13 protein-coding genes are annotated in these 12,055 nt (G+C 66.7%); 7 read left to right on the plus strand and 6 right to left on the minus strand.

Annotated features, from left to right (window positions below; genetic code table 11):
- Together Q8M82_RS23470 and Q8M82_RS19785 are read left to right on the plus strand one after the other, a co-directional pair.
- The coding region (locus Q8M82_RS23470) for an ATP synthase beta subunit C-terminal domain-containing protein (protein ID WP_465248086.1) at positions 1-710 on the plus strand (710 nt) is incomplete at its 5' end.
- 29 nt (positions 711-739) lie between these two features.
- Complete coding sequence (locus Q8M82_RS19785) at positions 740-1,153, plus strand: F0F1 ATP synthase subunit epsilon (RefSeq protein ID WP_305693008.1); 414 nt, start codon at positions 740-742, stop codon at positions 1,151-1,153.
- Positions 1,154-1,311: 158 nt separating this feature from the next.
- Here the strand turns inward: Q8M82_RS19785 and putA are convergent, their stop codons facing one another.
- Positions 1,312-4,404, minus strand: a complete 3,093-nt coding sequence (putA, locus tag Q8M82_RS19790; protein ID WP_305693009.1) for a bifunctional proline dehydrogenase/L-glutamate gamma-semialdehyde dehydrogenase PutA — start codon at positions 4,402-4,404, stop codon at positions 1,312-1,314.
- Between the two features lie 130 nt (positions 4,405-4,534).
- On the opposite strand from putA, the gene Q8M82_RS19795 reads away from it, so the two are divergent.
- Entirely contained in the window at positions 4,535-4,990 is a 456-nt protein-coding gene (locus Q8M82_RS19795) for an Lrp/AsnC ligand binding domain-containing protein (protein WP_305693010.1), read from the plus strand.
- Between the two features lie 22 nt (positions 4,991-5,012).
- On the opposite strand, the gene Q8M82_RS19800 is transcribed toward Q8M82_RS19795, so the two are convergent.
- On the minus strand, positions 5,013-6,020 hold the full coding sequence (locus Q8M82_RS19800; protein WP_305693011.1) for a TerC family protein: 1,008 nt from the start codon (positions 6,018-6,020) through the stop codon (positions 5,013-5,015).
- 294 nt (positions 6,021-6,314) lie between these two features.
- On the opposite strand from Q8M82_RS19800, the gene Q8M82_RS19805 reads away from it, so the two are divergent.
- The 3 genes from Q8M82_RS19805 to Q8M82_RS19815 all read left to right on the plus strand — a co-directional run bounded on the left by Q8M82_RS19805 (position 6,315) and on the right by Q8M82_RS19815 (position 9,093).
- Positions 6,315-7,376 carry an ABC transporter substrate-binding protein gene (locus Q8M82_RS19805; RefSeq protein WP_305693012.1) on the plus strand — a complete coding sequence of 354 codons (1,062 nt, stop codon included), beginning with the start codon at positions 6,315-6,317 and terminating at the stop codon, positions 7,374-7,376.
- A gap of 161 nt (positions 7,377-7,537) precedes the next feature.
- Complete coding sequence (locus tag Q8M82_RS19810; protein ID WP_305693013.1) at positions 7,538-8,326, plus strand: ABC transporter ATP-binding protein; 789 nt, start codon at positions 7,538-7,540, stop codon at positions 8,324-8,326.
- Positions 8,323-9,093 carry an ABC transporter permease gene (locus Q8M82_RS19815; RefSeq protein WP_305693014.1) on the plus strand — a complete coding sequence of 257 codons (771 nt, stop codon included), beginning with the start codon at positions 8,323-8,325 and terminating at the stop codon, positions 9,091-9,093. The genes Q8M82_RS19810 and Q8M82_RS19815 overlap by 4 nt, the downstream gene beginning before the upstream one ends.
- A gap of 28 nt (positions 9,094-9,121) precedes the next feature.
- Here Q8M82_RS19815 and Q8M82_RS19820 read toward each other — a convergent pair whose 3' ends face one another.
- On the minus strand, positions 9,122-9,736 hold the full coding sequence (locus Q8M82_RS19820; protein ID WP_305693015.1) for a J domain-containing protein: 615 nt from the start codon (positions 9,734-9,736) through the stop codon (positions 9,122-9,124).
- Between the two features lie 137 nt (positions 9,737-9,873).
- On the opposite strand from Q8M82_RS19820, the gene Q8M82_RS19825 reads away from it, so the two are divergent.
- Positions 9,874-10,137, plus strand: a complete 264-nt coding sequence (locus Q8M82_RS19825; RefSeq protein WP_305693016.1) for a BolA family protein — start codon at positions 9,874-9,876, stop codon at positions 10,135-10,137.
- A 10-nt stretch (positions 10,138-10,147) separates the two neighbouring features.
- Here the strand turns inward: Q8M82_RS19825 and Q8M82_RS19830 are convergent, their stop codons facing one another.
- The 3 genes from Q8M82_RS19830 to Q8M82_RS19840 form a co-directional block, all read right to left on the minus strand.
- Positions 10,148-10,546 (minus strand): type II toxin-antitoxin system VapC family toxin, encoded by a 399-nt coding sequence (locus tag Q8M82_RS19830; protein WP_305693017.1) that lies wholly within the window; start codon positions 10,544-10,546, stop codon positions 10,148-10,150.
- On the minus strand, positions 10,547-10,780 hold the full coding sequence (locus Q8M82_RS19835) for an AbrB/MazE/SpoVT family DNA-binding domain-containing protein (RefSeq protein ID WP_305693018.1): 234 nt from the start codon (positions 10,778-10,780) through the stop codon (positions 10,547-10,549).
- Positions 10,781-10,844: 64 nt separating this feature from the next.
- On the minus strand, positions 10,845-12,038 hold the full coding sequence (locus Q8M82_RS19840) for an MFS transporter (protein ID WP_305693019.1): 1,194 nt from the start codon (positions 12,036-12,038) through the stop codon (positions 10,845-10,847).
- Positions 12,039-12,055: the final 17 nt, after the last annotated feature.

The following is a 12,055-nucleotide window of genomic DNA, read 5'->3' on the forward strand; positions in this document are numbered from 1 at the left end:
CGGCCGTGGGCTATCAGCCGACACTCGCCACGGACATGGGCCAGCTGCAGGAACGCATCACCACCACCAACAAGGGTTCGATCACCTCGGTGCAGGCCATTTACGTGCCGGCCGACGATTTGACCGACCCTGCGCCCGCCACCTCGTTCGCGCATCTTGACGCGACGACCGTGCTATCGCGCTCGATTGCCGAAAAGGGCATCTACCCGGCGGTGGATCCGCTCGACTCGACGTCGCGCATGCTGTCTCCGCTCGTCGTGGGCGAAGAGCATTACAACATCGCCCGTCAGGTGCAGCAGACGCTGCAGCGCTACAAGGCCCTGCAGGACATCATCGCCATTCTGGGCATGGACGAGTTGTCTGAAGACGACAAGATCAGCGTGGCGCGCCAGGTCCAGCAGATCCTCCAGCGCTACAAGGCGCTGCAGGACATCATCGCGATCCTGGGCATGGACGAGCTCTCGGAAGAGGACAAGCTGACCGTGGCCCGCGCCCGCAAGATCGAGCGCTTCCTGTCGCAGCCCTTCTTCGTCGCGGAAATCTTCACCGGCTCGCCGGGCAAGCTGGTCGCGCTCGAGGACACGATCAAGGGCTTCAAGGGCCTGGTCGAAGGCAAGTACGACCATCTGCCGGAAGCGGCGTTCTACATGGTCGGCTCGAATGACGAAGCCATAGAGAAGGCCCAGCGCCTGGCGGCCGAAGCGGCCTGATCCGGCTGTAACCGGCGGAAAGAGACCCGATGGCCACCTTCAAGTTCGAACTCGTCTCGCCGGAGCGCATCCTGTTCTCCGGTGACGTCGTCAGCGTCATCGTGCCCTCGGTCGAGGGCGAGATGACGGTGCTGGCCGGCCATGCGCCGCTGGTCGCGACGCTGAAGGCGGGCATCGTCTTCGTCCAGACAACCGGCAGCAACGGCAAGGAATTCTTCGTCAATGGCGGTCTCGTCGAGATCAACGCCGCCTCGACGACCATCCTGGCGGAGCAGGGCCGCTTCCTCGAGGACGTCAACGCCGCGGTGCTCGACCAAGAGATCTTGAGCGCCGAGACCAGGCTGACGGGCTCGCAGGACGAGGACGAGAAGAAGCGCCTGCACGACATACTGGTGCAGTTGCGCGAGTTCAAGCACGTCTTCGAGACCCGCAAGGCGGCGTGATTTTCCCTTCTCACCTGTGGGGGAGAAGGTGTCTGCGAAGCAGCCGGATGATGGAAGGGTCGCGCAAGCGGCCCTTTTGTCTTTTCCGACGAGGTGCTGCCCTCATCCGTCAGCGCTTCGCGCTGCCACCTTCTCCCCCGAGGGGAGAAGGAAGGGGCTCACTCCCCCATCGCGATCAGGCTGGCATTGCCGCCCGCTGCGGCCGTGTTGATCGTCACCGTCTGCTCGGTGACGAAGCGCATCAGATAGTGTGGGCCGCCGGCCTTCGGCCCGGTGCCGGAGAGGCCGTGGCCACCGAAGGGCTGCACGCCGACGACGGCGCCGATGATGTTGCGGTTGACATAGATGTTGCCGGTGGAGAGCCGGCTCGTGACCTGCTCGACCGTGGTCTCGATCCGCGAATGGACGCCGAGCGTCAAGCCGTAGCCGGTCGCCTCGATGTCGTGGATGACCCTGTCGAGTTCGCCGGCCTTCCAGCGCACGACATGCAGGATCGGGCCGAAATGCTCCTGGGAGAGGTCGGCGACGCTGCCGAGCGACACGACATGAGGCGCCACATAGGTGCCGCCGAGGGCGGGCGCCTGTCCGGCCCAGGAGACGCGGCCGAGCTTGCGCATCGCGTCGATATGGCCGTCGAGGCGGTGCTTTGCGGCGGCGTCGATGACCGGGCCGATCTGGGTGTCGATCGCGCGGGGATCGCCGAGCTTCAGCTCGCGGGCGGCGCCGGTAATCATCTCGATCATCTTGTCGGCGACGTCGTCCTGGACGACGAGCAAGCGCAGCGCCGAGCAGCGCTGGCCGGCCGAACGGAAGGCCGACATCACGACATCGTCGGCGACCTGCTCGGCCAGCGCGGTGGCATCGACGATCATGGCGTTGAGGCCGCCCGTCTCGGCGATGAGCGGAACGATCGGGCCGTCCTTGGCCGCCAGGGCGCGGTTGATGGCGCGGGCGGTCGTGGTCGAGCCGGTAAACGCGACGCCGGCCACATCCCTGTGCGCGACGAGGGCCGCACCGACCGCGCCATCACCCGGCACGAGATGCAGCGCGGAGGCCGGGATGCCGGCCTCATGCAGCAGGCGCACGGCCATGGCCGCAATCAGCGGCGTCTGCGGGGCCGGCTTGGCGACGACGCTGTTGCCGGCGACGAGGGCGGCCGCGATCTGGCCGGCGAAGATCGCCAGCGGGAAATTCCAGGGCGCGATGCAGAGGAAGGCGCCGCGTCCGCGCAGGATCAGGCGGTTGTCCTCGCCGGTCGGGCCGGGCAGGGCGGTCGGCGTCGCGAGCTTCGCTTCCGCCTCGGCTGCGTAGTAGCGGCAGAAATCCACCGCCTCGCGCACCTCCGAGAGGGCGTCGTCGAGCGTCTTGCCGGCCTCTGCCTGAAGCAGGGCGAGTAGCAGGCCGCGCCGCGCCTCCATGAGGTCGGCGGCCTTGCGCAGGGCCGCGGCGCGCGTGCGGGCCGGGGTGGCGTTCCAGGCGGGGAAGCCCGCCTTCGCCGCCGCCATGGCGCGGGCGGCGGTCGCCGCGTCGGCTTCCGTGACACGGCCGATGACGTGGTTGTCGATGGGCGAGCGGATCTCGCGGGTCGGGCCGCTCATGTTCTTGCCGTCGATGATCGGGCTGGCCTCCGGGAAGGGCTTGCCGGCGGCCACCGCGATCTCCGCGAGAAGGGCCGCCAGGCTCTCGGCATGGCCCAACTCGACGCCGGCCGAGTTCTTGCGGGACGGGCCGAAGAGGTCGGCCGGCAGCGGGATGCGCCGGTGCCGCGCCGCGCCGGGCTGGCCGATGATGTCCGCTGGCGGCACGAGCAGTTGCGCCACGGGCACGTCGGGGTCGCCGGAGACGCTGACGAAGGAGGAGTTGGCACCGTTCTCGAGCAGGCGGCGGACCAGATAGGCGAGCAGGTCCTGATGCCCACCGACCGGCGCATAGGTCCGGCAGGCGAAGCCCTCTGAGCCGGCGAGCAGCTTCTCGTAGAGCGCCTCGCCCATGCCGTGCAGGCGCTGGAACTCGAAGCCGTCGGCCGACCCCGCCATCTCGGCGACGGTCGCCACCGTCTGGGCGTTATGGGTGGCGAATTGCGGGATGATGCGCGGGCGCAGCGCCAGCAGCTGGGCGGCGCAGGCCTCGTAGTTCAGGTCGGTCATCGCCTTGCGGGTGAAGACGGGATAATCCGCCAGGCCGCGCTCCTGGGCACGCTTCAGCTCGGTGTCCCAATAGGCGCCCTTGACGAGGCGCACCATCATGCGCCGGCCGTGGCTCTCGGCGAGTGCGCCGATATGGGCGATCACCGCCGATGCGCGCTTCTGATAGGCTTGGATGGCGAGACCGAAGCCGTCCCAGTCCGCGAGCGAAGGATCGGCCACGACGGCGTCGATGATGTCGAGCGAGAGCTCGAGCCGGTCGGCCTCTTCAGCGTCGACGGTGAAGTTGAGGTCGTAGCGCTTCGCCTGGCGGGCGAGGTCGATGACCTTGGGGGTCAGCTCGGCCAGCACGCGCTCATGGTTGGTGGCGTCGTAGCGCGGATGCAGGGCCGAGAGCTTGACCGAAATGCCCGGCCGGTCCGGCAGCGCGGCATTGCCGGCCGATCGGCCGATGGCTTCGATCGCGGCTGCATAGGAGGCGAAGTAGCGGTCGGCGTCGGCCTGCGTCCGGGCCCCCTCGCCGAGCATGTCGAAGGAGTAGCGGTAGAGCTTGCCGCTCTTCGAGCCGGCACGCTTGAGCGCCTCCTCGATGGTCTGGCCCAGCACGAAATGGTTGCCCATGACGCGCATGGCCTGGCGGGTGGCGGTGCGCACCGTCGGCACGCCCAGCCGCTTGGCGAGGCCGCCGATGATGCTGGTCGGCGTCTCGCCGGGCTGAATCACGCGCGCCGTGATACCGAGCGCCCAGGCCGAAGCGGAAACCAGGAAGGCGTCCGACTTCGATTCGTGGTGGGCGAAGTCGCCCTGGCCGAGCTTGTCCTCGATCAGCCGGTCGGCCGTGGCGGCGTCGGGCACGCGCAGCAGCGCCTCGGCCAGCACCATCAGGGCCAGGCCCTCGCGCGTCGAGAGCGAATACTCCCGCAGCAGCTCCTCGATGCCGCCGAGTCCGACCTTGCGGCTGCGGATCGCCTCGATCAGTTGCGTCGCGCGGGCGTCGATGCGGGGCTTCGCCGCCGGTTCGCGGCGCGCTCCGGCCAGCAGCTGCGCAGCGATCTCGCCGTCATCATCGGCGAAGGGAGCACGAAAGGGCGGAAGATGGGCGACCATGGAGGGGCTCCGAACCGATGCGGTGGATGATCTGAAGAATCATCCGTCCAGGGCCTCATATCAATTGGCTGTTTCGGCGTTCAGGCCTTATCTTTTATGGTCAAGAAAGCCCTTTGCCGAGATTCATCCCGTGCTCGATCGAACCGACCGCCGCATCCTGTCGCTGATCCAGGGAGACGGCCGCATGGCCGGCGTGGAACTGGCCGAAAAGGTCGGGCTGTCGCCGACGGCGGCGGGCGAGAGGCTGAAGCGGCTGACGCGAGACGGCTACATCACAGGCTATCGCGCGACGCTGGACCCGCTCAAGCTCGGGCTCAACCTGCTCGTCTTCGTCGAGGTCTATCTCGACAAGACAACGCCCGACGCCTTCGAGCGCTTCGCGGCGGCGGTGAAGCGGGCCCCGGAGGTTCTGGAGTGTCATATGGTGGCGGGCGGGTTCGACTATCTGGTGAAGACCCGCGTCGCCGACATGAACGCCTATCGGCGGTTTCTGGGCGAGGTTCTGCTGGCTCTTCCGGCGGTGCGCGAGACGCGCACCTATGCGGTGATGGAGGAGGTGAAGACCGACGGCGCGCTGCCGCTGTGAGCCGCGCGCCGCCGGGATGGCGTCACTCCGCGTGCCTGGGGGCTGCCTGGCCGCGGGTCTTCCAGAGCGAGAAGACCACGCCGCCGAGGATCAGCGCCAGCGTCACGCCGAGCGAGATCGCGGGGTCGACCTTGCCGAAGATCTGGTTCCAGAAGATCTTGCCGCCGATGAAGACCAGCACCAGAGCGAGCGCCGTCTTCAGATACTCGAAGCGGTGGACCATCGCGGCCAGCGCGAAATAGAGCGCGCGCAGGCCGAGGATCGCCATGATGTTGGCGGTGAAGACGATGAACGGATCCGTCGTGATCGCGAAGATCGCCGGCACCGAGTCGACCGCGAAGATGAGGTCGGCGATGTTGATCACCACCAGCGCCAGGAACAGAGGCGTGGCGTAAATCAGCATGCGGCCGGTCACCGCATCCGGCTGCCGGACGAAGAAGCGCTCGCCATGCAGGCTGTCGGTCACGCGCATCCGCTTCTTGAAGAAGAGGATGAGCTTGTTCTTCGACATGTCCGGCTCGGCCTCAGGCACGACGAGCATCTTGATGCCGGTCGCGACCAGGAAGGCGCCGAAGATGAAGAGGATCCAGTCATACTGCTGCACCAGCGCCGCGCCGATGCCGATCATCAGGCCACGCAGGATGATCACCGCGATGATGCCCCAGACCAGCGCGCGGTACTGGTAACGCCGCGGGATGGCGAAGAAGGAGAAGATCAGAGAGATCACGAAGACGTTGTCGATCGACAGCGCCTTCTCGATGAAGAAGCCGGTGAAAAAGGTGACGCCGGCATGGGTGCCGTCGGTCGTCTTGAGATTGCCTGTCTCGAAGGCCCACCAGACGACGGCGCCGTAGAGACAGGCGAAGCCGATATAGAAGGCCGAGAGCCTGAGGCTCTTGGCGATGCCGATTTCATTGTCGCCGCGATTGAGCAGGCCGAGGTCGAAAGCGAGAAGCGCGAAAACGATCGCGAGAAAGCCGCTCCACATCCAGAGCGGCTTGCCGAGCCAGTCGGCAAGCAGAAGTTCCATGTCCGGGCGCCTATGGTTTGCGTTGATGTCGAAGGCGGTTCCGACATCGCGGCCACGTCATCCAGACATGCTCCGCCAGAGGGGCCCGGTACCACCGATCCGGCAGATGGGGGCACCGGTGCGTCGCGACAAGAGCGGCGCAACCCGATTCTGCCACGAAATTGCCGCAGCGCGCTGTCGCCCGCCGATTGCCGCTTGACCGGTGGCGCCGCTGCTTCAGTGTGGGAAGCCGTCGCGGCATGAAGATTGCTGCGGTCAGCCGAACAACCAATCGAACCCTTCGAGGAGACATCGATGCCCGCCCCGACCTGCCCGCCCGTCTTCGGACGCCTGCGCTCCTGCGCCGGGCGCCTCGTTCTCGCCGCCGGGTTCGCCGCCGCGCTCGTCGGGCTCGCTCCAGCCGCGCAGGCCCAGACGCCGGTGCGCTTCACGCTCGACTGGCGTTTCGAGGGGCCCGCCGCGCTGTTCCTGATGGGGATCGAGAAGGGCTATTTCAAAGCCGAGGGGCTGGACGTCACCATCGACACCGGAAACGGCTCGCGCGAGGCGATTCCGCGCGTGGCCTCGGGCACCTATGATGTCGGATTCGGCGACGTGAACTCGCTGATCCGCTTCCGCGACGAGAATCCGACCATCGACCTCAAGGCGGTGATGATGGTCTATGACAAGCCGCCTTTCTCGATCGTCGGGCGCAAGAGCCGCGACATCACCGCCGACGCCAAGAGCCTCGAGGGCAAGAAGTTCGGCGCGCCGGCCGCCGATGCGGCCTTCGCGCAATGGCCGATCTTCAAGACGGTCAACAAGCTCGACGACAGCAAGATGCGGCTGGAGAATGTCGGCTTCCCGGTCCGTGAGCCGATGCTCGCCTCGGGTGAGGTCGATGCCGTCTTCGGCTTCGCCAATTCCTCCTACATCAATCTAAAGTCGCGCGGCGTGCCGGTCGACGACATCGTCGTGATGCTGATGTCGGATTACGGCGTCGAGCTCTACGGCAACGTCATCATGGTCTCGCCGAAATTCGCGGCCGAGAAGCCCGAAGCTGTCCGCGGCCTGCTGCGGGCGATCACCAAGAGCGTCAAGGACACGGTGGCCAATCCCGAGCTCGGTGCGCAGCTCGTGATCAAGCGCAACGACGTCGCCAAGGTCGAGGTCGAGCTCGAGCGGCTGAAGATGACGCTCGCCCAGAACGTGATGACACCCTGGGTCAAGGCCAACGGCTTCGGTGGCATCGACAAGGCCCGCTGGGACAAGGCGCTCGACCAGATCGCGCTGACCTTCACCTTCAAGGACAAGGCCAAGGCCGGTGATGCCTTCACCGACGCCTTCCTGCCGGCCTCGGCCGAGCGGGTGTTCTGAGTTTTCGCAAGACGGATTCTTACAAGGACGACCCTCAACGGTCATCCCGGACAAGCCGCGTCAGCGGCGCCGATCCGGGATCCATGCCTGAACCGTTCCGGCATGGATCCCGGGTCTGCGCTTCGCTCCGCCCGGGATGACGGCGCTTGGAAAGAGCCGGATTGACCGCCTTCGTCGAACTTCACGATGTCACCCATGTCTATGGCGGCGGCGATGGCCCTCCGGCCGTTGCCGGCCTGTCGCTGAAGGTCCGCGAGGGCGAGTTCGCCGCGATCGTCGGCCCGTCGGGCTGTGGCAAGTCGACGATGATGAAGCTCGCCACCGGGCTGCAGCGGCCGAAGTCCGGCACGGTGATCGTTGACGGGCGGGAGGTCGCCGAGCCGATCAAGATCACCGGGATGGCCTTCCAGAACCCGGTCATGCTGCCGTGGCGGACGACGTTGCAGAACCTGCTGCTGCCGCTCGAAATCGTCGAGCCGCATCGCTCGCGACTGCGAGCGAACAAGGCTGAGTACATTGCCCGCGCTGAGATGCTGCTGGAGACGGTGGGTCTCAAGGGCATGGGCTCGAAATTCCCCTGGCAGCTTTCGGGCGGCATGCAGCAGCGCGCCTCGCTGTGCCGCTCGCTGATCCACGAGCCGAAGCTGCTGATGCTGGACGAGCCTTTTGGCGCGCTCGATGCCTTCACGCGCGAGGAACTCTGGTGCGTGATCCGCGACCTGCATGCCCAGCGCGGCGTCACCGTCATCCTGGTGACGCATGATCTACGCGAGGCGGTGTTCCTGGCGGACCGGGTGTTCTGCATGTCGGCGCGGCCTGGCCGGATCATCGCCGAGCGCGAGATCGGCTTCGCGCGGCCGCGCGATCTCGACGTGACCTACACGCCTGAATTCGCCGAAATCGTTCACGAGCTGCGCGGGCATATCCGCGAGGCGAGGGCCGTGGCATGACCCGCTCGACCTGGCTCAGGCTCGCGCCCTATCTCTTCACCTTCGCCTTCTTCGCGATCTGGGAGATTGCCTGCCGGGCCTTCGCAATCTCGGCCTTCATCCTGCCGCCGCCCTCGGCGATTTGGGCGGCGCTGGTCCAGTACCAGAAGCCGCTCTACACCAACGCCTTCCACACGCTGTGGATGACGTCGCTGGGCTTTGGGCTGTCGATCCTGTTCGGGCTGGCGCTGGGCCTGCTGGTCGGCTCCTCGAAGCTGATCTATGCGGGTCTCAATCCCCTGCTGGTCGGCTTCAACTCGATTCCGAAGGTCGCGGTGGTGCCGATCCTGGTGATCTGGTTCGGCGTCGGCTGGCTGCCGCCGGTGCTCACCGCCTTCGTGATCTCGTTTTTCCCGATCGTGGTCAACGTCGCCACCGGGCTCGCCACGATCGAGCCGGAGACGGAGGACGTGCTGAAGGCGCTCGGCGCCAGCCGCATGGACATCATGACCAAGGTCGGCATCCCGCGCTCGCTGCCCTATCTCTTCGGGGCGCTGAAGGTATCGATCACGCTGGCCTATGTCGGCTCGGTCATCGGCGAGCAGAACGCCTCCAATCTCGGCCTCGGCAACCTGATCACGCGCGCCTCGGCGGATTTCAACGTGCCGCTGATCTTCGCCGCGCTGATCGTGCTGGCCGTGCTCGGCGTCTTCCTGGTGGCGATCGTCGATATCGTCGAGAGCCGGATGACCGGCTGGGCCAAGCGCTCGCAGCTCGGCAACGCCTGAGGCAGGGTGAGGGACGCGAACGGCTCTTTCAGACCATGCCGGTCGATTTGAGCTGCTGATAGGCCTTCAGGATTTCCTGGAGCGTGCCCTCGCGCGAGCGGTCGCCGCCATTGGCATCCGGGTGGAAGCGCTTCACCAGTTCCTTGTACTTCGCCTTGATCGCGGCGGCGTCGGCATTCTCGTCGAGCCCCAGCGCCTCCAGCGCCTTGCGGGCGACAACGCCGACGCGCGGCTCCGGCTGCGCTGCCGTCTGGGCCCGTCTCGCTCCGAAGATGTTGAAGGCATCCTGCACATCGGCCTGCTCGCCGCCGGCGACGCGCCCGCGCTGCGCCATTCGCGCCGCCTTGGAGTTGACGCCGAGTTTCCAGGTCGGCCGATGACCGATGGCCGCGTCCTTGGCGTATTCCGCCAGGGCCTCGTCGTTCATGCCGGCGAAGTAATTGTAGGTCGCGTTATAGGCCTTCACATGCTCCAGGCAGAACAGGAAGAACTTGCCTTCGCGACCGCGTCCCTGGGGCGCGCGGAATTCGCCCGGCCGCTTGCAGCCCGGATGGTCGCAACGCGGCGCATCGGATTCCTCGACCGCTTCCGCCTCGGAAGGGCCGATCCTGATGCGGTCGAACAGGCGCGAGTTGAAGTTCATGGTCGAACGGTTATGAGACTCAGGAAGCGAACCGGCAAGTGCGGCGCAGCATGCGACGACAGGTCGGTCAGAAGAAGGGCCGGACGGGTACCGGCCCCGACGAAATCTCTCACGACGGTGGCGCGATCATGACCCGAATGGCTGAACGGATCGCCAACAAGCTCGAGCAGGCGCTCGCGCCGCAGCATCTGAACGTGATCGACGAGTCGCACCAGCATCAGGGCCATGGCGGTTGGCGTGAGGGCGGCGAAACCCATTTCAGGGTCGAGATCGTGGCGGCAGCCTTCGCCGGAAAGAGCCGGCTCGACCGTCACCGGCTGGTCAACGTCGCCCTGGCCCAGGAACTCGCCGAGCGGGTGCATGCGCTGGCGATCGTGGCGCGGACGCCGGACGAGGGGTGAAGGCTGCCTGTCAGGGCGTGATCAGCTCGACCGTCGGAAAATAAGTGCGGTAGCGTCTGACGTCGCGGGTCAGCAGGGGCAGCTTTGCGACTGCGGCATGGGCGCCGATGAAGAAGTCCGCCAGAACCCCGGTGCGGGTTCCTCCTGCCGATCGATAGCGGCCGTAAGCCTTGCCGGCGAGGAACAGCGCGCTGCGAGGTGTCGGGGCCATTTCGACGGCGATCCGATTCAGCGCTTCATCGAGCTCGTCGGGTGCTGCAAAACTCACCGAAAGTTCGGCGTAGACGATCTCGTTCAGCAAGAGCGGGCCCATGAGCGCCAGTCTGTCGAGCTGTGCTGCAGACCAAGCCGACCAGTTCGGATCGTCGGTGAAAAGATCAAGCAGGACATTGGTGTCGATCAAGGTCACTCAATCGTCACCGCGTAAGAGTGCCATGATCTCGTCCGTGCTGGGACTTGGCGCCAGAACACCGCGGGCTGCTTCGAACCGGCTTCGTGGGCGCGACCCATCGGCTTTCAGCAGGACAACGTTACCGCCCGCATCCATCCGGAAATCGACGGCGGTGCCCGGCTCGATGCCGAGCCGGTCACGGATGGGCTTGGGAATTGTGACCTGCCCCTTGCTGGTGACCGTCGTCGCCATTGCAGCCTCCGTATTACCGACCACGTTGTAGGTAATACCGGAAGGACCTCGCCGCAAGCGTGGTTCAGGCCTTCGGCCGCTCCGGCGTGAAGGCGTAGATCGCCGCCGAAGCCAGCAGGAGTGCGGCGAAGGCCCAGTGCAGATGGGCGAAGGTCGTGGCCGCGTCGAGGCCGGCGGCGCGCTGGCTGGCGATGAACCAGCCCGAGCCTGACTGGGTCAGGGCGGCGCCTGCGATGAAGAGGAAATTGACCGCCGTCATGCCACGCCCGAGCAGATGCGCCGGGAAGAACAGGCGCGCATGGGCCATCAGAATGGCATAGGTGAAACCGACGGCACCGATCAGCGCGAACAGGACGACGGCGAGGAGCGAGGAGCCTGCGCCGAACGCGGCGAGCAGCGCGAAGCAGACTGCGGTGCCCAGCGTGCCCCAGAACACCAGCGGCTTGACCCGGCCGAGCGCCTTTTCGAACCCACCATAGATGAAGGCGCCGGCGACCATCGTCACGGCCATCGCGGTCGCGGCGTTGCCGGCCGAAACGGCGTCGAAGCCGTGAACAGCCGTCATGTAGGGGCCGACCCAGAGGCCGCGTGCGGTCGCCAGGATCGCATAGGCCGTCAGCGTGATCGGGGCGAGCAGCCAGAGCGGCCGCAGCTTCAGGATGCTGGCGAGGCCGGCGAGCAGGCCTTCCGCCTTGCCCGAGGCGCTCTCGGCGCGAACAGGGTCGCGGATCAGGAGAGCGGCCAGCGCGGTGGCGAGCAGGAAGCAGCCCGCCATCGCCAGCATCGAGGGGCGCCAGCCGAAGCGGGCGGCGGCGATGGCAAGCGGCGCGGCGCCGACCAGATTGCCGAGCGATCCCAGCCCGATGAAGACCGAGGTCAGGAAGGCGAAGCGCCCGGGCTCGGCCGTCCGGGCGAAGAGGAACAGGCTCGCCATGAAGATCGGCGCGCAGCCGATGCCGATCAGCGCCATCGCCAGCGTGCCGGACACCGCGCCGTTTGCCTGCGCGAAGAGAAAGGCGCCGGCGCTGCCCACCGCCATGGCGGCGGTCACGGTGCGGCGCGGGCCCAGCCGGTCGAGCGCCCAGCCGATCGGGAACTGCGCGATCGCGAAGGTCGTGAACCAGGCCGCGCCGAGCAGACCGAACTCGCCAGGACCGATGGCGAGATCGCTCATCACCGGCTCGGCGATCACGCTCAGGAAGGACCGGTAGAAGATCGACAGGAAATAGGCCGGCAGCAGCGCGAAGAAGACGATCAACGGCGGATCTGCCTGTC

It is taken from the genome of Allobosea sp. (genome assembly GCF_030694325.1).
Taxonomy (GTDB): domain Bacteria; phylum Pseudomonadota; class Alphaproteobacteria; order Rhizobiales; family Beijerinckiaceae; genus Allobosea.